Below are 20,106 nucleotides of genomic sequence, written 5' to 3'. Positions count from 1 at the left end.
TCGGACTCGGATCAACCGTAGCGCTTGCGCGCCTCGATGGCCAGGCCGCTGCCGATGCTGCCGAAGCGGTTGCCCTGCGCGTGGCGCGCACCCGGCAGCAACTCGGCGACACACTGCCGCAGCGCCGGCACAGCACTCGAACCGCCGGTGAAGAACACCGTGTCGACCGCGTCATGGCGCACGCCGGCGTCCGCCAGCAAGCGCTCCAGCCCGCCAGCGACGCGTTCGAGCAACGGCGCGATGGCACGCTCGAAGCCGTCGCGGGTCAGCTCCGCACACAGCGCCGGCTCGATGCGCTGAAAGTCGATGGCGTGGGAGGCCTGCTCGGTCAGCGCGATCTTGCCGTGCTCCACCTGCATCGCCAGCCAGTGCCCGGCGCGCTGCTCGATCAGGCGGAACAGCCGGTCGATGCCGGTGGGGTCGACGATGTCGTAGCGCATGCTTTGCAGCGCCCGTTGCGAGGCCGGCGCATAGACCGCGTTGATGGTATGCCAGGTGGCCAGGTTGAGGTGGGTGCTGGTGGGCATCGGCGCGTCGCTCTTCATCCGGCTGCCATAGCCGAACAGCGGCATCACCCCGTGCAGGCTGAGCTGCTTGTCGAAATCGGTACCGCCGATATGCACGCCGCCAGTGGCGAGGATGTCAGCCTGGCGGTCAGCGACCGCGCGCCGCTCGGGCGACAGCCGCACCAGCGAGAAGTCCGAGGTGCCGCCGCCGATGTCGACGATCAGCACGCGCTCCTCGCGCTCGATGCGCGACTCGTAATCGAACGCCGCGGCGATCGGCTCGTACTGAAACGAGACGTCGCGAAAGCCGATCTTGTGCGCGGCCGCCGCGAGCATCTGCGCCGCTTCACGATCGGCCTGCGGATCGTCATCGACGAAGAACACCGGGCGCCCCAGCACCACTTCCTCGAACGGCCGCCCGGCCACCGCTTCAGCGCGCTGCTTGAGGGTGCCGAGGAACAGACCGAGGATGTCCTTGAACGGCATGGCGCTGCCGAGCACGGTGGTCTCGCTCTTCAGCAGCTTGGAACCCAGCAGGCTCTTGAGCGAGCGCATCAGCCGGCCTTCGTAGCCCTCGAGGTATTCGTTCAGCGCCTGGCGGCCGTAGACCGGCCGGCGCTCCTCGGTGTTGAAAAACACCACCGACGGCAGCGTCGGCTGCTCGCCTTCCAGCGCGATCAGCGAATCGACACCCGGCCGCCACCAGCCGACCGTGGAATTGGAGGTGCCGAAGTCGATGCCACAGGCGCGGGCGGGCGAAGCGTTCTGCATGGTGCGTACCAGACTGCCAAAAAACGGCCGCGCAGTGTACTGGAGCCGGCGCGCCGATGCAGTCCGGCTGTCGCATCCGTATGCCAGTGCTAGGCCGGCACCGCCTCGCCGGCCGCGCCATCTTCGACCATGCCCGCCGTCATTCGCCGCGCATCTGCGCAGAACGTCCGCGACGCCTGGAACAGGAACAGCATGGTCAGCAGCAACGACGCGGGGATCAGGTACATCGCCCCGTGCAGCCCCTCGGCGCGGAACGTCTCACTCATCTCTGCGGCTCCTGCCGCGAGCATCGCCGCCTGGGCGAAATGATCCGAGAGCAGCCCCACCACCACCGTGCCCATGCCACCACCGAGCAGGTACAACCCGGCGAAGAACAGCGCCATCGCCGTCGCCCGCAGACGCGGTTCGACCACGTCCTGGATCGCGGTGTAGACGCAGGTATAGAAGTTGTAGGAGAACAGCCAGCCGACGCTGAACACCGCGACGAACACGCCAACCTCGATGCGTCCGGCCAGCAGCGCGTAGCCGGTGGCGAGCGTGGCGACCAGCATGCTCACCGCCGCGAAGATCAGCCGGCCGCGGGCAAACCGCTGGTGGATGCGGTCGGCGATCCAGCCGCCGAAGGTCAGGCCGATCAAGCCGGTGAACCCGACGATGACCCCGGTGGCGACCGACGCCTCAACCAGCGGCACGGCGTGATAGCGCATCAGCAGCGGCACCATGAAGGCGTTGCAGGCATAGGTGGCGAAGTTGAATGCCAGCCCGGCCAGCACCAGCCACCAGAACGTGCGGATCGCCAGCACCTTGCGCATCGGTTGCTGCACCGGCGCCTGCGAGACCCGCACCGCCTCGGCGGCGCCGCGCTGCGGCTCGCGGATCAGGAAGATGAACAGCGCCAGCACCAGCCCCGGCACCGCGGCGATGAAGAACGGCGCGCGCCAGCTGTCGAACGCCTCGACCATCGAGCCGATGGTGAAGAACGCCAGCAGCAGCCCCAGCGGCAGGCCGAGCATGAAAATCCCCATCGCCCGCGCACGCTTGTGCGCCGGAAACAGGTCGCCGATCAGCGAGTTGGCCGCCGGCGCATAGCTGGCTTCGCCAATGCCGATGCCCATGCGCACCAGCAGAAAGCTCCAGAAGTTCCAGGCCAGGCCATTCACCGCGGTCAGCCCGCTCCAGACGGTCAGCCCCCAGCCCATGATCTTGCGCCGCGAACCGAGGTCGGCCATGCGCCCCAGCGGCAGGCCGGCGATGGCGTAGATGATGGTGAAGGCGGTGCCGATCAGGCCGAGCTGGAAGTCGTTGAGATTCCACTCCAGGCGGATCGGCTCGGCGATGATCGCCGGAATGGTGCGGTCGAAGAAGTTGAACAGGTTCGCCAGGAACAGCAGGAACAGCACGCGCCAGGCGTTCGAAGCTTGGGTGGAAGGCTGCATGACGTCGGTCTCGATTGTTCTTGTTGTAACCGGCCAGACCAGCCGGGACTCGAGCCTGACTCTAGAACCTGCCTCCCCCGTCGTCTGCGAACATCACCTGCGCTTATGCCGCGCGATGGCTCAGCGCGCCTGCCATTCGGTCAGCCAGCCCAGGCTCGCCGCGGTGCCCGCCTCGCCCGGCTTGTACTCGGCGCCGAGCCAGCCCGTGTAGCCGCTCGCCTGCAGGGCCTGCAGCGCGGTGCTGAAGTCGACCTCGCCGCTGCCCGGCGCACCGCGCCCGGGACAGTCGGCGAACTGCACGTGGCCGATGCGACCGCGCAGCTGCTCGACGCATCCAGTGAGATCCAGCCCCTGCCGGGCCATGTGATAGAAGTCCAGCTGGCCCTGGCAGTTGGGATGATTGACGCGCTCCAGCAAGGCGGCGAGATCGGCGGCGCTGTTGATCAGGAAGCCCGGCATGTCCAGCGGATTGATCGCCTCGCAGAGCACGCGGATGCCAAGCATGTCGAAGGCTTCGGCGGCCATCCACAGATTGTGTTCGAGCGTCTCCAGCGCTTCCTCGCGCGCCACGCCGTCGGCCAGCCGCCCCGGCAGCACGTTGACGCAGGCCGGGCGGACCATCAGCGCGTAGGTCAGGGCCTCCTGCAACGCCGCCTCGAACTCGGCCTGACGCTCCGGCACCGCCGCAAGCCCGGCGCCGCCCTGCATCAGATCGCCGGCCGGCAGGTTGATCAGCACCAGTGGCAGGCCGGCGCGGTCGAGCAGCCCCTTGAGCAGCACGGCCGGCAGCTCATAGGGGAACTGGATTTCCACGCCGTCGAAACCGGCGACACGCGCGGCAAGCACCCGCTCGGCCAGCGGCAGTTCGCTGAACAGCAGCGACAGGTTGGCGGCAATCTTCATGACTCGCCCTCCCGGTACAGCTGCACCAGCGTCGCCGGATCGCGCTGCAGGTTGCCCTGGCTGCCGTGCAGGCGCATCAGCTGCGCAGCGAGGCCGCTCATTGGCGTCGCCGAGCCCTGCTCGCGGGACAGTTTCACCGCGGTATCCAGGTCCTTGAGCAGCGTGCGCACGTGCCATTTCACCGGCTCGAACTCGCTGGCCGCCATCTGCGGCGCGAGGATCTGCAGCGGCCGCGAGTCGGCGAAACCACCGGCCAGCGCTGGCGCCAGCAGGCTGGCATCGACTCCGGCACGCTCGGCCAGCGCCACCACCTCGGCGATCACCAGCGCGTTGCAGGCGACGATCATCTGGTTGCAGACCTTGCTGACCTGCCCCGCACCGACCTCACCCATGTGCGTCAGCCGCTGGCCGAGCTGCATCAGCACCGGTCGCACGCGCTCGACATCCTCGACCCGGCCGCCGGCCATGATCGCCAGCGTGCCGTTCTCCGCCCCCGCGGTGCCGCCGGAGACCGGCGCATCGACCCAGCGCATGCCACTGCGAAATTCCAGCTCGGCGGCCATGTCGCGCGTCGCGCTGGGTTCCAGGCTGGAATGATCGACCAGCAGCTTGCCCGGCTTGCCGCCTTCGGCGAGCCCGCCCTTGCCGAACACCACCTCGCGCACGGCGGCAGTATCGGCCAGGCACAGCAGCACGATATCGGCAGCGCAGAGTTCGGCCGGCGTCGCCACCGCCGTGGCGCCGAGCGCAACCAGCGGCGCGCATTTGTCGGGCGAGCGATTCCAGACCAGCAGGCGGTAACCGGCCGCCAGCAGGCGGCGACACATCGGCAGGCCCATCAGGCCGATACCGGCGAACGCAAGGGTTGGCAGCGTGGACACGGGGCAGCTCCTCGGAAAACGGTGAAGGCGCCGATTCTAGGCGCGAAAACCGGTCATGGCTAAGCGCAACCGTCCGCACCTATAATCGCCACGCTTTTTCCGCCATTGAACCGGAGAACCCTCAATGCTCAAGCGCTCCCTGGCAGCCGTCGCCGGCCTTGCCCTGTCCCTGTCCGTCACCGCCATCCAGGCCGCCGAAACCCTGCGGGTTTCCGCGATCCCCGACGAAGCCCCCACCGAACTGATCCGCAAGTTCAAGCCGCTGGGCGAGTACCTGGAGAAGGAACTCGGCATGCCGGTGAAATTCACCCCGGTATCCGACTACGCCGCCGTGGTCGAAGCGCTGGCCTCCGATCGCCTGGACATGGCCTGGCTGGGCGGCTTCACCTTCGTGCAGACGCGCCTGAAAACCGGCAACGCCATCCCGCTGGTGCAGCGCGAGCAGGACGAGCAGTTCACCAGCAAGTTCATCACCGCCGATCCCGCGGTCAAGTCGCTGCAGGACCTCAAGGGCAAGACCTTCGCCTTCGGCTCGGTTTCCTCGACCTCGGGCAGCCTGATGCCGCGCTATTTCATGCTCAAGGACGGCATCGAGCCGGAGCAGTTCTTCTCCCGCATCGCCTATTCCGGCGCGCATGACGCCACCGCCGCCTGGGTCGAAGCCGGCAAGGCCGACGCCGGCGTGCTCAACGCCTCGGTGTGGGACAAGCTGGTCGCCGCCGGCAAGGTGAACACCGACAAGGTGCGCGTCTTCGCCACCACGCCGACCTACTACGACTACAACTGGACCGTGCGCGGCACCCTCGATCCGGCCCTGGCCGAGAAGATCAAGGCGGCGTTCCTCGCGCTCGACCCGGCCAACCCGGAACACAAGGCGATCCTCGACCTGCAGGCGGCCAGCCGCTTCATCGCGACCAAGCCGGAAAACTACGAAGGCATCGAGCAAGCCGCGCGCGCTGCCGGCCTGCTGAAGTGATCCTCAGCCTGAGCGGCGTGGGCCATACCCACGCTGACGGTCAGGCTGCGCTGTGCGACATCGAACTGCGGGTCGCCCAGGGCGAACGCGTGGCCATCATCGGGCCGTCCGGTGCCGGCAAAACCACCCTGCTGCGCCTGCTGGCGACCGCGTTGAAACCGCAGTGCGGCCAGCTGGAACTGCTCGGCGAGCAGCCGTGGGCGCTTTCCGTCGCGCAACGCCAGCGGCTGCGCGCGCGCATCGGGCTGATTCACCAGGCGCCGCCGCTGCCGCCGCGGCAACGAGTGGTCACTGCGGTGCTCGCCGGTCGTCTCGGCCAGTGGTCGCTCGGCCGCAGCCTGCTCAGCCTGATCTATCCGCTGGACGCCGCTGGCGCCGCGGCCGAGCTGGGCCGGCTGGATCTTGCCGACAAACTCTACATGCGCTGTGACCAGCTTTCCGGCGGCCAGCTGCAGCGCGTCGGCATCGCCCGCGTGCTCTATCAGGCGCCGGAGCTGATCCTCGCCGACGAGCCGGTTTCGGCGATGGACCCGGTGCTCGCCAACTACACCCTCGGCGTACTCAACCGCGAGGCGCAGCAGCGCAACGCCACGCTGCTGGCCAGCCTGCACGCCGTCGAGCTGGCGCTGCAGCATTTCCCGCGGATCGTCGGCGTGCGCGCCGGGCGCATCCTGTTCGACAAGCCAGCCACCGCGGTCACGTCCGAAGAGCTGGCGGCGCTGTATGCCAACGAGCAGCTGAGCCATTCGCCAATTCCGGCCGCGGCCTTCGCGCCGCCCCTGCATATCCCGCGATGCTGAACCCCACCGTCACCCGCGACCCGGCGGCGCCGGCGCGCCTGCTGCTCACGCTGGTGGCGCTGACGCTGCTGTGGCCGGGGCTTTCGCTCAGCGAGCTGGACCTCGGCGTGCTATTCGATGGCAGCAACGCCGAGACGATGGGCGTATTCCTCGCCGGCTTCTGGCCCCCGGCGCATGACCAGCCGTTCCTTGCCCTGCTGGCGCAGGCCACGCTGGAGACCCTCGCCATCGCCACCGCCGGCATGGCGCTGGCGCTGCTGATCGCCCTGCCAGGTGCGCTGCTCGCCACGCGCGCGCTGTCGCTTTCGGCGCTCAGCCGAGGCGGCCGGCCGGCATGGTGGGCACAGGCACTGCGCTGGCCGGCACGCGGCCTGCTGATCGTGCTGCGCAGCATCCCGGAAATCGTCTGGGCGCTGCTGTTCGTCCGCGCCGTCGGCCTCGGCCCGACCGCCGGTGTGCTGGCCATCGCCATCACCTACGCCGGCATGCTCGGCAAGGTCTATGCGGAAATCTTCGAGTCAGTCGATCCGCAACCGGCGCGGGCACTGCTCGCCGCCGGCAGTTCTCGCCTGCAGGCGTTCTGCTACGGCGTGCTGCCGCAGGCGACCGGCGAGATGCTGTCGTACTCGGTCTATCGCTGGGAATGCGCGGTACGCGCCTCGGTGGTGATGGGCTTCGTCGGCGCCGGCGGGCTGGGTCAGCAGATGGACCTGTCGATGCGCATGTTCGCTGGTGGTGAGGTCGCCAGCATGCTGCTGACTTTCCTCGCGCTGGTACTGCTGGCCGACCTGCTCAGCCGGCTGCTGCGCTGGAGGTTCGCGTGAAGCTCCTGGCCCGCCTGCTGATTCCGCTGGCGCTGCTCGCCACCGTGGTCGCCGCCTTCGCCTATCTGCAGCTGGACACCGCCACGCTGTTCGGGCGTGAAGGGCTCGGACAGATGGCCGCGTATGCGGCGGGCTTTCTCGATCCCGACCTGTCACCGGCACATCTGCGCGCCATCGGCCGCGGCGCGCTGGAAACCCTGGCGATGTCGGCCATCGGCACCTTACTCGCCGCCTTGCTGGGCCTGCTGCTGGCGCTACCCGCCGCCGGGCGCTTCGGCCGAGCCGCCCAGGCGGCCGCGCGTCTGCTGCTCAACGCGCTGCGGGCGATTCCGGAATTGGTCTGGGCGGCGCTGATGGTGCTTGCTGCCGGGCTCGGGCCGAACGCCGGCACACTCGCCCTGGCCCTGCACACCGCCGGGGTGCTCGGCCGGCTGTTCGCCGAGGCGCTGGAAAACACCCCGCCGGCGCCAGCCGATGCGCTGCGCCTGAACGGCGGCGGACGCGTCGTCGCCTTCTGCTACGGCACCTTACCCAGCCTGTGGCCGCAGCTGGTGGCTTACACGCTGTATCGCTGGGAAAACAATATCCGCATGGCCAGCGTGCTCGGCTTCGTCGGTGCCGGCGGCCTGGGGCAGATGCTGCACATGAGCCTCAGCCTGTTCCAGGAAGCCCAGGCCTCGACGGTGATCATCGCCATGCTGCTGATGGTGCTGGTGGTCGACGCCCTCAGCGGTTGGGCGCGGCAGCGCTGGGTGCGTGGATAATCAGCGCGTCACCCACAGGCGCACCGTCTCAGTGCACGACCGGCCGCGCGCCGCGCTCCTGTGCCAGCACCCAGGGCGCGACGACCACTGCCCATAGCTGCGGATCGCGCTCCAGCCAGTCCTGCGCCTGCGGCGCATCCATTCTCAGCAGCTGACCGCCTTCCAGCCAGGCCGCAACCTTGGCGCGATCGTCCTGCGCCACGGCGAGCGCTACCTCGACCAGATCGAAATCGTTCGCGACCCGCAGGAGCGCGCCACGGGCGAAGAACGGCTGCAGTTCTTCCCAGGTAATCGGGGCCGTTTCGCCCAAAAGCTTGGCATAGAGAGTGCTTACATCGTCGGTCATGGGAGCTACCGGAGTGAGGGGGCGGCCATCATAACGCGGCGCCGTGTCGGTCAAAACGCCCAGTTCTGCCGGCTGTGCAAAGAGAGGAGACACTTCTACACTGTGCCGGTACAGTTGCCGCACCGTTCCGGGACGATCGGCCCGTAACGCCTCTGCGACATGCAGGATCCAAACAATAATGATGCAAGTGGAGCGCATATGAAGAGCAACCAGCGTCTGTCCAAACTCGTTCTCGCCCTCGTCTTGAGCGGCACCGCCAGCTACACGCTTGCGGCCGATACTATCCGGATCGCTATGGCCGGCCCGGTGACCGGATCGGTCGCGCAATACGGGGACATGCAATTCATCGGGGCCGAGATGGCCATCGAGCAGATCAACAAGGCCGGCGGGGTGAACGGCCAGCAACTCGAGGGCGTACGCTACGACGATGCCTGCGATCCGAAGCAGGCCGTGGCGGTCGCCAACAAGATCGTCAACGACGGCGTGCAGTTCGTGGTCGGCCACCTGTGCTCCAGCTCCACCCAGCCGGCGTCCGATATCTATGAGGACGAAGGCATCCTGATGATTACCGCGGCATCCACCAGCCCGGACATTACCTCGCGCGGCTATCAGCTGATCTTCCGCACCATCGGCCTGGACAGCCTGCAGGGCCCGACCGCCGGTAACTTCATCGCCGATCACGTCAAGCCGAAGAACGTCGCGGTCATCCACGACAAGCAGCAGTACGGCGAAGGCATCGCCACCGCCGTCAAGCAGACGCTGGAAAGCAAGAACATCAAGGTCGGCCTGTTCGAAGGCATCAACGCCGGCGACAAGGACTTCTCCTCGCTGATCGCCAAGCTCAAGCGCGAAGGCGTGGACTTCGTCTACTACGGCGGCTACCACCCGGAACTCGGTCTGCTGCTGCGCCAGGCGAAGGAAAAGGGCCTGAACGTGCGCTTCATGGGTCCGGAAGGCGTCGGCAACTCGGAAATCTCCGCCATCGCCGGCCCGGCTTCCGAAGGCATGTACGTGACCCTGCCGAAATCCTTCAACGAAGATCCGAAGAACCAGCAGCTCGTCGAAGCCTTCAAGGCCAAGAAGCAGGACCCGAGCGGCCCGTTCGTGTTCCCGGCCTACGCTGCGGTGCAGGTGATCGCTGAAGGCATCGAGAAAGCCGGCACTACCGACACCGACAAGGTGGCCGAGGCGCTGCGCAGCAACACCTTCGACACCCCGACCGGCGCGCTGGAGTTCGACGAGAAAGGCGACCTGAAGAACTTCAACTTCGTCGTCTACGAATGGCACCAGGACGGCACCAAGACCGAAGCCAAGTAACTTCCATCAGCCTCGCAAAGCCCACTTGCCGTGGGCTTTGTCTTAGCGGGCGGCCCTGCCACAAGCATCGGGCCGCCTTGCCTACCTGTAATCCGACGAGCGGCCTGAACCGCAGGCCCGCCTCGAACCGGCACCGCGCGTGATCCGCGCGTCGTCGTACCGTAGTAGCGCCGCGCGGGTGTGCGGCGTGTTCGATGTGGGCAGCGCAGCCAACCGGAATGAAATTGCAGGGACTTCGGGAGAGCAGTGATGCCTGAGCTTTACCATTACCTACAACAGCTGATCAACGGACTCACCGTTGGCAGCACCTATGCCTTGATCGCCATCGGCTACACGATGGTGTACGGCATCATCGGCATGATCAACTTCGCCCACGGCGAGGTGTACATGATCGGTTCGTATGTTGCCTTCATCGCCATCATCGGCCTGTCCATGCTCGGTCTGGACGCCTTGCCGCTCCTCATGATCGGCGCCTTCCTCGCCAGCATGATCGTCACCAGCGCCTACGGCTACAGCATCGAACGGGTCGCCTACCGCCCGTTGCGCGGCAGTAACCGGCTGATTCCGCTGATCTCGGCGATCGGCATGTCGATCTTCCTGCAGAACGTCGTGCTGCTGGCGCAGGACTCCAAGGACAAGGCCATCCCCAACCTGATGCCGGGCAACTTCGTGCTCGGGGAAAGCACCATGAACGGCGTGACGATCTCCTACATGCAGGTGGCGATCTTCATCGTGACCTTCATCACCATGTACGGCCTGACGCTGTTCATCTCGCGCTCGCGGCTGGGGCGCGCCTGCCGCGCCTGTGCCGAAGACATCAAGATGGCCAACCTGCTGGGCATCAACACCAACAACATCATCGCCCTGACGTTCGTCATCGGCGCGGCGCTGGCGGCCATCGCGGCGGTGCTGATCAGCATGCAGTACGGCGTGATCAACCCGCACATCGGCTTCCTCGCCGGCATCAAGGCATTCACCGCCGCGGTGCTCGGCGGCATTGGCAGCATTCCGGGCGCCATGCTCGGCGGTCTGGTGCTCGGCGTGGCCGAGGCCTTCGGTGCCGATCTGTTCGGCGACCAGTACAAGGATGTCGTGGCATTCAGCCTGCTGGTGCTCGTCCTGCTGTTCCGCCCCACCGGCATCCTCGGCCGTCCGGAGGTGGAAAAGGTATGACGCGCAATCTTCGTACAGCGTTTTTCAGCGCCCTGCTGGTAATCGCCGTCGCGGTGCCGGTACTCGGCGTGAAGCTCACCACGGTGGGCATCAAGGTAGAGGTGCATGGTACGGACGCGCTGACGTTCTGGATCATCGCCGCGTGCGCCGTAGCGATGTTCTTCTGGCAGTTGGTGCGTACGCGCCTGCCGGCCGGCTGGGCGGCCAGCACGAGCCTGCCGAGCATTCCGGCCGGCACCGGCAACTTCCTGACCCTGCCCTCCACGCAACGCTACATCATCATCGGTCTGGTGCTGGTGGCGCTGGTGTGGCCGTTCTACGGCTCGCGCGGCGCGGTGGACATTGCCACGCTGATCCTGATTTACGTGATGCTCGGCCTCGGCCTGAACATCGTCGTCGGTCTGGCCGGGCTGCTCGATCTGGGCTACGTCGGCTTCTACGCCGTGGGCGCCTATACCTACGCGCTGCTCTCGCACTACTACGGCGTCGGCTTCTGGACGGCACTGCCCATCGCTGGTGCGATGGCCGCGCTGTTCGGTTTCCTGCTGGGCTTCCCGGTGCTGCGCCTGCGTGGCGACTACCTGGCCATCGTGACGCTCGGCTTCGGTGAGATCATCCGCCTGCTGCTGCGCAACATGACCGACCTGACCGGCGGCCCCAACGGCATCAGCGGCATCGACAAGCCGTCGCTGTTCGGCCTGTCGTTCGAGCGCCGCGCCGCCGAGGGCATGCAGACCTTCCATGAGTACTTCGGGGTGGCCTACAACTCGGTGAACAAGGTGATCTTCCTCTACCTGATCGCTCTGTTGCTGGTACTGCTGACGCTGTTCGTCATCAACCGCCTGCTGCGCATGCCGATCGGCCGCGCCTGGGAAGCGCTGCGCGAGGACGAAATCGCCTGTCGCGCGCTGGGCATGAACCCCACGGTGATCAAGCTGTCGGCATTCACCCTCGGCGCCACGTTCGCCGGTTTTGCCGGGAGCTTCTTTGCCGCGCGCCAAGGGCTGGTGTCGCCGGAATCCTTCACCTTCATCGAGTCGGCGATCATTCTCGCCATCGTCGTGCTGGGTGGCATGGGCTCGCAACTGGGCGTGATTCTCGCGGCCATCGTGATGATCCTGCTGCCCGAGCTGATGCGCGAATTCAGCGAGTACCGCATGCTGATGTTCGGCGCACTGATGGTCCTGATGATGATCTGGCGTCCGCAGGGTCTGCTGCCCATGCAACGTCCCCACCTGGAGCTGAAGCAATGAGCCGCCCGATTCTAGAAGTACGCGGCCTGAGCATGCGCTTCGGCGGTCTGCTGGCCGTCAACAATGTGGCCCTGAACGTACAGGAAAGACAGGTGGTCTCGATGATCGGCCCCAACGGCGCCGGCAAGACCACGGTATTCAACTGCCTGACCGGCTTCTACCAGCCGACCGCCGGGGAGATTCTCCTCGACGGCACCCCGATCCACGGCATGCCGGGCCACAAGATCGCCCTCCAGGGCGTGGTGCGCACCTTCCAGAACGTCCGCCTGTTCAAGGACATGACGGCCGTGGAAAACCTGCTGGTGGCGCAGCACCGTCACCTGAACACCAACTTCCTCGCCGGCCTGCTGAAGACGCCGGCGTTCCGTCAGAGCGAGCGGGACGCCATGAACTTCGCCGCGCACTGGCTGGAGCAGGTGAATCTGACCGATATCGCCAACCGTCCGGCCGGCACCCTCGCCTACGGACAGCAGCGCCGACTGGAGATTGCCCGCTGCATGATGACGCGCCCGCGCATCCTCATGCTCGACGAGCCTGCAGCCGGCCTCAACCCGAAGGAAACCGAGGATCTCAAGGCTCTGATTGCCCTGCTGCGCGAGGAGCACGGCGTAACCGTTCTGCTGATCGAGCACGACATGAAGTTGGTGATGAGCATTTCCGACCACATCTACGTCATCAACCAGGGCACCCCCCTGGCCGACGGTACGCCGGAGCAGATTCGCAACAATCCGGACGTGATCAAAGCCTATCTGGGGGAGGCGTGAGCATGCTGTCTTTCGAAAACGTCTCGACCTTCTACGGCAAGATCCAGGCGCTGCACGACGTCAGCATCAACGTCGAGCGGGGCGAAATCGTCACGCTGATCGGTGCAAACGGTGCCGGCAAGTCGACCCTGCTGATGACGCTCTGCGGCTCGCCGCAGGCCGCCAGCGGCAGCATCCGTTATGAGGGCGAGGAGCTGGTCGGCCAACAGAGCTGCGACATCATGCGCAAGAGCATCGCCGTGGTTCCCGAGGGGCGCCGGGTGTTTGCGCGCCTGACCGTCGAGGAAAACCTTGCCATGGGCGGGTTCTTCGGCAACAAGGCCGACAACCAGCAACAACTGGACAAGGTACTGCACCTGTTTCCCCGTCTCGAGGAACGCCTCGCGCAGCGCGCCGGCACCATGTCTGGCGGCGAGCAGCAGATGCTTGCCATCGGTCGTGCGTTGATGAGCAAGCCGAAGCTACTACTGCTCGACGAGCCGTCACTAGGCCTGGCGCCGATCATCATCCAGCAGATCTTCGACATCATCGAGCAGCTGCGCGAGGATGGCGTGACCATCTTCCTCGTCGAGCAGAACGCCAATCAGGCACTCAAGCTCGCCGACCGCGGCTACGTGCTGGAGAACGGCCACATCGTCATGCAAGGCAGCGGCGAACAGCTGTTGAACGATCCTAAGGTGCGTGACGCCTATCTAGGCGGGTAACGGTAATCGCGCAGAAAAAAGCCGGGCAATCGCCCGGCTTTTTCACTTGCAGCGAATGCTAAAGGGTCAGGCCTTCGGCAGGGTCACTCCGCGCTGGCCCTGGTACTTGCCGCCACGATCGCGGTAAGACACCTCACAGGGCTCATCGGACTGCAGGAACAGCATCTGCGCCACACCCTCGTTGGCGTAGATCTTGGCCGGCAGCGTGGTGGTGTTGGAAAACTCCAGCGTCACGTGGCCTTCCCACTCCGGTTCCAGCGGCGTGACGTTGACGATGATGCCGCAGCGCGCGTACGTGCTCTTGCCCAGGCAGATCGTCAGCACATCGCGCGGGATACGGAAGTACTCGACAGTACGCGCCAGAGCGAAGGAGTTCGGCGGAATGATGCACACCGGCCCCTTGACGTCCACGAAGCTCTTCTCGTCGAAGTTCTTCGGGTCCACAGTCGCCGAATGGATGTTGGTGAACACCTTGAATTCATCGGCGCAGCGCACGTCGTAACCGTAGCTGGAGACGCCATAGGAGATCAGTCGCTCGCTGCCTTCGGTGCGCACCTGGCGCTCGACGAAGGGCTCGATCATGCCGTGATCCTGGGCCATGCGGCGAATCCACTTGTCCGATTTGATGCTCATGGCTGACGTCCTGAATAGGTTAATGGTCCTGCGAAGAGGTGCATCTTACCGAGCCTGGCACGGGTGTTCAAAGCCTGGCTACTGGCACGCCGCAACGGCCGTCGCAGCCAGCTGCGGCCGCACAGCGAAGAAATCCAAAATAAAGCTCGCTTTGCTCCAGAAAAACGGTATTGTTACTGGGCTGCTGCTGCATGTGTCACCGTGAATCGCTACATGTTTAGATTTCGATCCAAATATCGATACGACTCCTATCTCCTTGCACACAGTGATGTTCGGGCCTTTTAGCCCGCACTTTATTCTTCAAAACTTGGTTCAAGGAGACATCAAATGTCCAATCGCCAAACCGGTACCGTTAAGTGGTTCAACGATGAGAAAGGCTTCGGCTTCATCACTCCGCAATCCGGTGACGACCTCTTCGTACACTTCCGCGCCATCCAGGGCGACGGCTTCAAGAGCCTGAAGGAAGGTCAGCAGGTTTCCTTCGTCGCTACCCGCGGCCAGAAGGGCATGCAAGCCGAGGAAGTTCAGGTTATCTAACCTGTCCCTCGCGTTGAAAAAACCTCGCCTCGGCGAGGTTTTTTTGTGCCTGCGATTTGGCTTCGCGCCGGACGGAGGTGGCCGCAGGCGCCTCCATCATTCAAGCACAACGATCCCGCATACCACTTCGTGCGGCTGTGCCGCCGCTGCCCATCCAATCTAGGAGAAGCAGCGACGCTGCCCGGCGGATCAGTCGTCGGAAACCATAATCTTCGGCATCGACTGGGCGATGATCTGCCCGCTCTGTGCGATGCGCGCGCCGACCGTGCGGGCGATCTCTTGGTAGATCATAGCGATCTGGCTTTCCGGGTCGGCAATTACAGTCGGCGTGCCCGCATCGGCCTGGCTGCGGATAGCCATCGACAGCGGCAGCGAAGCCAGCAGATCGACGTTGTACTGCGCCGCCAGTTTCTCGCCGCCGCCCTCGCCGAATAGATGCTCGGCATGACCGCAGTTCGAGCAGATGTGCACGGCCATGTTCTCCACCACGCCCAGGACCGGGATGTTCACCTTGCGGAACATCTCCACGCCCTTCTTCGCATCCAGCAACGCCAGATCCTGCGGCGTGGTGACGATCACTGCGCCAGTCACCGGCACCTTCTGCGCCAGCGTCAGCTGGATATCGCCGGTGCCCGGCGGCATGTCGATCACCAAGTAATCCAGGTTGTCCCAGGCGGTCTGGGTGACCAGCTGCAACAACGCGCCGGACACCATCGGTCCGCGCCAGACCATCGGGGTCTTATCGTCGGCCAGAAACGCCATCGACATCACCTGCACCCCGTGGGCCTGCAACGGCACGAAGGCCTTGCCATCACGAATCTGCGGACGCGTGCCCTCGGCGATGCCAAACATGATGCCCTGGCTCGGCCCATAGATGTCGGCGTCCAGCATGCCGACGCGTGCCCCTTCGCGCGCCAGCGCCAACGCCAGATTGGCGGCGGTGGTGGATTTGCCGACGCCACCCTTGCCCGAGGAAACGGCAATGATGTTCTTCACGTTGGCCAGTGCAGGCACTTGCTCCTGAGACTTATGCGCGCGAATCACGCAATCGACCTGCACGTCGGCACGGGCGACACCATCCAACCCCTCGATCGCCATTGCCAGCATCTGCGCCCAGCCGCTGCGAAACAGCCCCGCGGCGTAGCCCAGTTCGAGCTGAACGCTGACGCGCTCACCCTGAACGTCGATCGAACGCACGCAACCGGCACTCACCGGATCTTGGTTCAAGTGGGGATCGGTGTACTGGCGCAGTACGTTTTCCACAGCTTCACGGGTGACGGACATGGCTACTCCCAAGAAAGACCGAGCAAATCAGGCAGGCATATTACCGCGCAGTCAGCCGCCAGCCCACCGCAGCCGAAACGCAGCAGTTGCAGAACGCCGCGCGCCGGCTGCGCGGATGAAAAAAAACCGACACCCCTTTATAGTTGCAGCCTTTCTTTCGCAATTCCGAACGCAGACCTCATGTCCGAAGCCCGCCAGATTCTCGTTACCAGCGCCCTGCCCTATGCCAACGGTTCGATCCACCTCGGCCATATGCTCGAGTACATCCAGACCGACATGTGGGTGCGCTTCCAGAAGCTGCGCGGCAACCAGTGCATCTACGTCTGCGCCGACGATGCCCATGGCTCGGCGATCATGCTGCGCGCGGAGAAGGAGGGCATTACCCCGGAACAGCTGATCGCTAATGTGCAGGCCGAGCACAGCGCCGATTTCGCCGACTTTCTAGTCGATTTCGACAACTTCCACTCGACCCACGCCGAAGAAAACCGCGAGCTGGCCGAGCTGATCTACACCCGCCTGCGTGATGCCGGGCACATCGCCACCCGCTCGGTGACCCAATACTTCGATCCCGAGAAGGGCATGTTCCTCGCCGACCGCTTCATCAAGGGCACCTGCCCCAAGTGCGGCGCCGAAGACCAGTACGGCGACAACTGCGAGAAATGCGGCGCCACCTACGAGCCCACCGAACTGAAGGACCCGCGCTCGGCGATCTCCGGCGCCACCCCGGTGCTCAAGGACTCCAAACACTTCTTCTTCAAGCTGCCGGACTTCGAGGCAATGCTGAAGGAATGGACGCGCAGCGGCACGCTGCAGGAATCGGTGGCCAACAAGATCGCTGAATGGCTGGACGGCGGGCTGCAGGAGTGGGACATCTCCCGCGACGCGCCCTATTTCGGTTTCGAGATCCCCGGCGAGCCGGGCAAGTACTTCTACGTCTGGCTGGACGCGCCGATCGGCTACATGGCGAGCTTCAAGAACCTCTGCAAGCGCCGCCCGGAACTCTCCTTCGATACCTTCTGGAGCAAGGAGTCGAGCGCCGAGCTGTACCACTTCATCGGCAAGGACATCATCAACTTCCACACCCTGTTCTGGCCGGCCATGCTCGAAGGCGCCGGCTACCGCAAGCCGACCGCGGTCAACGTGCACGGCTACCTGACGGTGAACGGGCAGAAGATGTCCAAGTCGCGCGGCACTTTCATCAAGGCACGCACCTATCTCGAACACCTCAACCCGGAATATTTGCGCTACTACTACGCGTCCAAGCTCGGCCGCGGCGTCGACGACCTCGACCTGAACCTTGAGGACTTCGTGCAGAAGGTCAACTCGGACCTGGTCGGCAAAGTGGTCAACATCGCCAGCCGCTGCGCCGGCTTCATCCACAAGGGCAACGACGGCGTGATGGTCGACGCCAACCCCGAGCCGGAACTCTGGGCCGCCTTCCAGGCCGCCGCGCCGAGCATCGCCGAGGCCTACGAGGCGCGTGACTTCGCCCGCGCCATGCGCGAGATCATGCACCTGGCCGACCGCGCCAACGCCTGGATCGCTGACAAGGCCCCGTGGGCGCTGAACAAGGTCGAGGGCAAGCAGGCCGAGGTGCAGGAAATCTGCGCATTGGGCGTCAACCTGTTCCGCCAGCTGGTGATCTTCCTCAAGCCCGTGCTGCCGAACCTGGCTGCCGCCGCCGAACAGTTCCTCAACGTAGCGCCGCTGAACTGGAACGACCACGCAACGCTTCTGGCCAACCACAAGCTCAACGCCTTCACTCCGCTGATGACCCGCATCGAGCCAGCGAAGATCGAGGCCATGATCGAAGCCTCCAAGGAAGACCTCGCCGCGAGCGAGCCCGCCGCTCCCGCAGGCAACGGCGAACTGGTCAAGGAGCCGCTGGCCGCCGAGATCAACTTCGACGCCTTCGCCGCGGTCGACCTGCGTATCGCGCTGATCCAGAAGGCCGAGTTCGTCGAGGGTGCCGACAAGCTGCTGCGCCTGACGCTGGATATCGGCGACACCAAGCGCAACGTCTTTTCCGGCATCAAGAGCGCCTACCCGGACCCCAGCAAGCTCGAAGGCCGCCTGACCCTGTACGTCGCTAATCTGGCGCCGCGCAAGATGAAGTTCGGCATGTCCGAGGGCATGGTGCTGGCCGCCGGCCCCGGCGGCAGCGAAATCTACCTGCTCAGCCCGGATAACGGCGCCAAGCCGGGTCAGCGCGTCATGTAACCCGGCGTCGCGTGCCGGCGCCAACCACCGGCACACGACGCCCGACTTCAACGGAAACGCCATGAGCGAGCCTGTCGAACCTTCCCGCTGCCCGCTCTGCGGCCAGCCCAACCAGTGCGCCGATTGCGATCCCGACGCGCAACAGCCGTGCTGGTGCATGTCGGCCACCATCGCCCAGGACGCCCTCGAACGCGTCCCCGCGGCACTCAGGAACCGAGCCTGCCTCTGCCCGCGCTGCGCCCGCGGCGAAGCCCCAGTCAACACCTGATGCGCCTGGACCGCTACCTCGCCGGACGCGCGCAACTCAGCCGCCAGGACGTCCGCCGCGTGCTCGTCGAAGGTCGCGCCCGGGTGAATGGCGAGGTGATCCGAACGCCGGACCGGGAGGTGCGTCTGTTCGACCGCATCGAACTCGACGACGCACTGCTGCAGCCCGGCAAGGCCGCCCGCTACCTGATGCTGCACAAGCCAAGCGGCTGCGTCAGCGCCACCTGCGACCCGACGCACCGTACCGTGCTCGACCTGATCGAGGAGCCGGACAAGGCTGACCTGCACATCGCCGGCCGCCTGGACTTCAACACCACCGGGCTGATGCTGCTGACCAACGACGGCCAGTGGTCGCGCCGCCTGACCCAGCCGAGCAGCCTGCAGGGCAAGGTCTACCTGGTCGACACCGAGGACGAGATCGACCCCAGCTGCATCGAGGCCTTCGCCAGGGGCCTGTACTTCCGCTTCGAGAACCTCACCACCCAGCCGGCCCAACTGGAACTGCTCGGCCCACGCCGCGCCCGTCTGACCCTGCACGAAGGCCGCTACCATCAGGTCAAACGTATGTTCGGCCACTTCCGCAACCGGGTCACCGCCCTGCACCGCGAACGCATGGGACCCGTGCAATTGGACCCAACCCTCGCGCCCGGACGCTATCGCCCGCTGACCACCGAGGAAATCGCCCAGATCTAGCCCGGCACCGTCCGCTCACCAGAAAAAACCACCAACGCCCTTCATTTCACCCAGAGCTTCTGGTAAAAAGGCACCCCTCAGCGGGCGTCGTATAATGGCATTACCTGAGCTTCCCAAGCTCATGACGAGGGTTCGATTCCCTTCGCCCGCTCCAGATTCTACGGGGCCTCTATCGAGGCCCCTTTTTATTTGGTGACAGTTATGGCGACAGTTGCGGGGATTGCGAGCCTCACCAAACTGTCACCAAACCAGCCCGCAACCAACCAAATCGAGCGTCTAAGGTCTATGCAGAACCCCTGTATCAGGACTTTGGAACAGCCATGTGCGGACGAATAACTCAGTACCGCTATCCCATCGAGTACACCGAGCCGCTCGGGCTAACGGTGATGAGCGGCTTGGATCCGGTACCGATCGGCCGGTACAACGTGCCTCCGCAGTCGAAGGTTCAGCTACTGCATCAGGATGAGGATGGTTTGCGCATGGAGGGTGTGCGCTGGGGATACGCCCCATTCTGGGCGCAAGGGAAAAGGCCGCCGGCGATCAACGCCAGGGTAGAGACTGCCGCGACGAGCAAGTTCTTTCGCGACATCTGGAGAACCGGCCGCGCCATCGTGCCGGCGGACGGCTGGTATGAATGGAAGAAGGACGTGGCCGACCCGAAGGTCAAGCAGCCCTACTACATCACGCTGCGCACGGGCGAGCCGATGTATCTAGCAGCGCTTGGCCAGTTCCCGCGCGACGGCCATATCGAGGCGCGCGAAGGTGACGGCTTCGTGATCATCACCGCATCAAGCGGAGCGGGCATGCTGGACATTCATGACCGCCGGCCGCTGGTGTTCTCGCCCGAGTGCGCCGCTCATTGGCTGGACCCTGACCTTTCGCTAAACGAGGCCGAGGACCTGGCGACTGAGCATGGCCTCTGCATTGAGGAGTTCGACTGGCATCCCGTCAGTCGGGCCGTTGGCAACGTGAGAAATGATGGGGCGCAGCTGATCGAGCGCATCAGCGATCCACTGCTCTAGCCGATCATCTGCCGCGCTGCCCCGAGTGATAG

General features: G+C 65.1%; 21 protein-coding genes and 1 tRNA gene. 15 read left to right on the top strand and 7 right to left on the bottom strand.

Going from position 1 to position 20,106, the window contains the following annotated elements; translation table 11 throughout:
* Nucleotides 1-11 precede the first annotated feature (11 nt).
* The 4 genes from AC0ZJQ_RS05720 to AC0ZJQ_RS05705 all read right to left on the bottom strand — a co-directional run bounded on the left by AC0ZJQ_RS05720 (nucleotide 12) and on the right by AC0ZJQ_RS05705 (nucleotide 4,497).
* Nucleotides 12-1,277 carry an Hsp70 family protein gene (locus tag AC0ZJQ_RS05720; protein WP_476477474.1) on the bottom strand — a complete coding sequence of 422 codons (1,266 nt, stop codon included), beginning with the start codon at nucleotides 1,275-1,277 and terminating at the stop codon, nucleotides 12-14.
* 89 nt (nucleotides 1,278-1,366) lie between these two features.
* Nucleotides 1,367-2,713, bottom strand: coding sequence for a spinster family MFS transporter (locus tag AC0ZJQ_RS05715; RefSeq protein ID WP_008568219.1), 1,347 nt, complete (start codon nucleotides 2,711-2,713; stop codon nucleotides 1,367-1,369).
* Nucleotides 2,714-2,833: 120 nt separating this feature from the next.
* A complete protein-coding gene (locus tag AC0ZJQ_RS05710; RefSeq protein WP_008568220.1) occupies nucleotides 2,834-3,616 on the bottom strand; it encodes a hydroxypyruvate isomerase family protein in 783 nt (260 codons plus the stop codon).
* Nucleotides 3,613-4,497, bottom strand: a complete 885-nt coding sequence (locus AC0ZJQ_RS05705) for an NAD(P)-dependent oxidoreductase (protein ID WP_476477473.1) — start codon at nucleotides 4,495-4,497, stop codon at nucleotides 3,613-3,615. Before AC0ZJQ_RS05705 ends, AC0ZJQ_RS05710 begins: the two co-directional genes overlap by 4 nt.
* Before the next feature lie 124 nt (nucleotides 4,498-4,621).
* Here AC0ZJQ_RS05705 and AC0ZJQ_RS05700 point away from each other — a divergent pair, with 124 nt between their 5' ends.
* From AC0ZJQ_RS05700 to phnE, 4 genes are read left to right on the top strand one after another with little or no spacing between them, the layout of a single operon-like run.
* Nucleotides 4,622-5,473: a putative selenate ABC transporter substrate-binding protein gene (locus AC0ZJQ_RS05700; protein WP_476477472.1), complete on the top strand. Its 852-nt coding sequence runs from the start codon at nucleotides 4,622-4,624 to the stop codon at nucleotides 5,471-5,473.
* On the top strand, nucleotides 5,470-6,273 hold the full coding sequence (locus tag AC0ZJQ_RS05695) for a phosphonate ABC transporter ATP-binding protein (protein ID WP_476477471.1): 804 nt from the start codon (nucleotides 5,470-5,472) through the stop codon (nucleotides 6,271-6,273). The genes AC0ZJQ_RS05700 and AC0ZJQ_RS05695 overlap by 4 nt, the downstream gene beginning before the upstream one ends.
* Nucleotides 6,267-7,097 (top strand): PhnE/PtxC family ABC transporter permease, encoded by an 831-nt coding sequence (locus AC0ZJQ_RS05690; protein WP_102827385.1) that lies wholly within the window; start codon nucleotides 6,267-6,269, stop codon nucleotides 7,095-7,097. Before AC0ZJQ_RS05695 ends, AC0ZJQ_RS05690 begins: the two co-directional genes overlap by 7 nt.
* On the top strand, nucleotides 7,094-7,861 hold the full coding sequence (phnE, locus tag AC0ZJQ_RS05685) for a phosphonate ABC transporter, permease protein PhnE (protein ID WP_165595279.1): 768 nt from the start codon (nucleotides 7,094-7,096) through the stop codon (nucleotides 7,859-7,861). The genes AC0ZJQ_RS05690 and phnE overlap by 4 nt, the downstream gene beginning before the upstream one ends.
* A gap of 28 nt (nucleotides 7,862-7,889) precedes the next feature.
* Here the strand turns inward: phnE and AC0ZJQ_RS05680 are convergent, their stop codons facing one another.
* Nucleotides 7,890-8,207: a DUF2288 domain-containing protein gene (locus AC0ZJQ_RS05680; protein WP_476477470.1), complete on the bottom strand. Its 318-nt coding sequence runs from the start codon at nucleotides 8,205-8,207 to the stop codon at nucleotides 7,890-7,892.
* Between the two features lie 198 nt (nucleotides 8,208-8,405).
* On the opposite strand from AC0ZJQ_RS05680, the gene AC0ZJQ_RS05675 reads away from it, so the two are divergent.
* The 5 genes from AC0ZJQ_RS05675 (at nucleotide 8,406) to AC0ZJQ_RS05655 (ending at nucleotide 13,418) form a co-directional block, all read left to right on the top strand.
* The gene (locus AC0ZJQ_RS05675) at nucleotides 8,406-9,524 is read left to right on the top strand and encodes a branched-chain amino acid ABC transporter substrate-binding protein (protein ID WP_008566729.1); all 1,119 of its coding nucleotides are present in this window, start codon (nucleotides 8,406-8,408) and stop codon (nucleotides 9,522-9,524) included.
* Between the two features lie 249 nt (nucleotides 9,525-9,773).
* Entirely contained in the window at nucleotides 9,774-10,697 is a 924-nt protein-coding gene (gene livH, locus AC0ZJQ_RS05670; protein ID WP_043295979.1) for a high-affinity branched-chain amino acid ABC transporter permease LivH, read from the top strand.
* A complete protein-coding gene (locus AC0ZJQ_RS05665; protein WP_165595280.1) occupies nucleotides 10,694-11,950 on the top strand; it encodes a high-affinity branched-chain amino acid ABC transporter permease LivM in 1,257 nt (418 codons plus the stop codon). The genes livH and AC0ZJQ_RS05665 overlap by 4 nt, the downstream gene beginning before the upstream one ends.
* Nucleotides 11,947-12,714, top strand: a complete 768-nt coding sequence (gene livG, locus AC0ZJQ_RS05660) for a high-affinity branched-chain amino acid ABC transporter ATP-binding protein LivG (RefSeq protein WP_476477469.1) — start codon at nucleotides 11,947-11,949, stop codon at nucleotides 12,712-12,714. The genes AC0ZJQ_RS05665 and livG overlap by 4 nt, the downstream gene beginning before the upstream one ends.
* 2 nt (nucleotides 12,715-12,716) lie before the next feature.
* On the top strand, nucleotides 12,717-13,418 hold the full coding sequence (locus tag AC0ZJQ_RS05655) for an ABC transporter ATP-binding protein (protein ID WP_008566733.1): 702 nt from the start codon (nucleotides 12,717-12,719) through the stop codon (nucleotides 13,416-13,418).
* Nucleotides 13,419-13,484: 66 nt separating this feature from the next.
* Here the strand turns inward: AC0ZJQ_RS05655 and dcd are convergent, their stop codons facing one another.
* Nucleotides 13,485-14,051 carry a dCTP deaminase gene (gene dcd, locus AC0ZJQ_RS05650; protein ID WP_043295975.1) on the bottom strand — a complete coding sequence of 189 codons (567 nt, stop codon included), beginning with the start codon at nucleotides 14,049-14,051 and terminating at the stop codon, nucleotides 13,485-13,487.
* Between the two features lie 327 nt (nucleotides 14,052-14,378).
* Between dcd and AC0ZJQ_RS05645 the strand changes: the two genes are divergently transcribed.
* On the top strand, nucleotides 14,379-14,588 hold the full coding sequence (locus AC0ZJQ_RS05645; RefSeq protein ID WP_003282211.1) for a cold-shock protein: 210 nt from the start codon (nucleotides 14,379-14,381) through the stop codon (nucleotides 14,586-14,588).
* A 189-nt stretch (nucleotides 14,589-14,777) separates the two neighbouring features.
* Here AC0ZJQ_RS05645 and apbC read toward each other — a convergent pair whose 3' ends face one another.
* A complete protein-coding gene (gene apbC, locus AC0ZJQ_RS05640; protein WP_476477468.1) occupies nucleotides 14,778-15,872 on the bottom strand; it encodes an iron-sulfur cluster carrier protein ApbC in 1,095 nt (364 codons plus the stop codon).
* 180 nt (nucleotides 15,873-16,052) lie between these two features.
* Here apbC and metG point away from each other — a divergent pair, with 180 nt between their 5' ends.
* The 5 genes from metG (at nucleotide 16,053) to AC0ZJQ_RS05615 (ending at nucleotide 20,074) form a co-directional block, all read left to right on the top strand.
* Nucleotides 16,053-18,092 (top strand): methionine--tRNA ligase, encoded by a 2,040-nt coding sequence (gene metG, locus AC0ZJQ_RS05635; RefSeq protein WP_476477467.1) that lies wholly within the window; start codon nucleotides 16,053-16,055, stop codon nucleotides 18,090-18,092.
* A 61-nt stretch (nucleotides 18,093-18,153) separates the two neighbouring features.
* Nucleotides 18,154-18,360 carry a cysteine-rich CWC family protein gene (locus tag AC0ZJQ_RS05630; protein WP_102827392.1) on the top strand — a complete coding sequence of 69 codons (207 nt, stop codon included), beginning with the start codon at nucleotides 18,154-18,156 and terminating at the stop codon, nucleotides 18,358-18,360.
* Nucleotides 18,360-19,052, top strand: coding sequence for a pseudouridine synthase (locus tag AC0ZJQ_RS05625; RefSeq protein ID WP_237264671.1), 693 nt, complete (start codon nucleotides 18,360-18,362; stop codon nucleotides 19,050-19,052). The genes AC0ZJQ_RS05630 and AC0ZJQ_RS05625 overlap by 1 nt, the downstream gene beginning before the upstream one ends.
* A gap of 80 nt (nucleotides 19,053-19,132) precedes the next feature.
* Nucleotides 19,133-19,206: transfer RNA gene (locus AC0ZJQ_RS05620), tRNA-Gly, on the top strand.
* A 166-nt stretch (nucleotides 19,207-19,372) separates the two neighbouring features.
* A complete protein-coding gene (locus tag AC0ZJQ_RS05615) occupies nucleotides 19,373-20,074 on the top strand; it encodes an SOS response-associated peptidase family protein (protein ID WP_476477466.1) in 702 nt (233 codons plus the stop codon).
* Nucleotides 20,075-20,106 lie beyond the last annotated feature (32 nt).

Source organism: Stutzerimonas sp. 21-1, assembly GCF_056336065.1.
This window is presented reverse-complemented; position numbering and strand designations above follow the sequence as displayed.

Excerpts from the sequence above, each read along its gene's own strand:
- AC0ZJQ_RS05690 (WP_102827385.1), top strand. The coding sequence starts at position 6,267 with ATGCTGAACCCCACCGTCACCCGCGACCCGGCGGCGCCGGCGCGCCTG.
- AC0ZJQ_RS05680 (WP_476477470.1), bottom strand. The coding sequence starts at position 8,207 with ATGACCGACGATGTAAGCACTCTCTATGCCAAGCTTTTGGGCGAAACG.
- AC0ZJQ_RS05710 (WP_008568220.1), bottom strand. The coding sequence starts at position 3,616 with ATGAAGATTGCCGCCAACCTGTCGCTGCTGTTCAGCGAACTGCCGCTG.
- AC0ZJQ_RS05655 (WP_008566733.1), top strand. The coding sequence starts at position 12,717 with ATGCTGTCTTTCGAAAACGTCTCGACCTTCTACGGCAAGATCCAGGCG.
- AC0ZJQ_RS05630 (WP_102827392.1), top strand. The coding sequence starts at position 18,154 with ATGAGCGAGCCTGTCGAACCTTCCCGCTGCCCGCTCTGCGGCCAGCCC.
- metG (WP_476477467.1), top strand. The coding sequence starts at position 16,053 with ATGTCCGAAGCCCGCCAGATTCTCGTTACCAGCGCCCTGCCCTATGCC.
- AC0ZJQ_RS05720 (WP_476477474.1), bottom strand. The coding sequence starts at position 1,277 with ATGCAGAACGCTTCGCCCGCCCGCGCCTGTGGCATCGACTTCGGCACC.
- dcd (WP_043295975.1), bottom strand. The coding sequence starts at position 14,051 with ATGAGCATCAAATCGGACAAGTGGATTCGCCGCATGGCCCAGGATCAC.
- AC0ZJQ_RS05625 (WP_237264671.1), top strand. The coding sequence starts at position 18,360 with ATGCGCCTGGACCGCTACCTCGCCGGACGCGCGCAACTCAGCCGCCAG.
- AC0ZJQ_RS05715 (WP_008568219.1), bottom strand. The coding sequence starts at position 2,713 with ATGCAGCCTTCCACCCAAGCTTCGAACGCCTGGCGCGTGCTGTTCCTG.
- AC0ZJQ_RS05675 (WP_008566729.1), top strand. The coding sequence starts at position 8,406 with ATGAAGAGCAACCAGCGTCTGTCCAAACTCGTTCTCGCCCTCGTCTTG.
- AC0ZJQ_RS05700 (WP_476477472.1), top strand. The coding sequence starts at position 4,622 with ATGCTCAAGCGCTCCCTGGCAGCCGTCGCCGGCCTTGCCCTGTCCCTG.
- AC0ZJQ_RS05665 (WP_165595280.1), top strand. The coding sequence starts at position 10,694 with ATGACGCGCAATCTTCGTACAGCGTTTTTCAGCGCCCTGCTGGTAATC.
- livH (WP_043295979.1), top strand. The coding sequence starts at position 9,774 with ATGCCTGAGCTTTACCATTACCTACAACAGCTGATCAACGGACTCACC.
- AC0ZJQ_RS05645 (WP_003282211.1), top strand. The coding sequence starts at position 14,379 with ATGTCCAATCGCCAAACCGGTACCGTTAAGTGGTTCAACGATGAGAAA.
- apbC (WP_476477468.1), bottom strand. The coding sequence starts at position 15,872 with ATGTCCGTCACCCGTGAAGCTGTGGAAAACGTACTGCGCCAGTACACC.
- livG (WP_476477469.1), top strand. The coding sequence starts at position 11,947 with ATGAGCCGCCCGATTCTAGAAGTACGCGGCCTGAGCATGCGCTTCGGC.
- AC0ZJQ_RS05615 (WP_476477466.1), top strand. The coding sequence starts at position 19,373 with ATGTGCGGACGAATAACTCAGTACCGCTATCCCATCGAGTACACCGAG.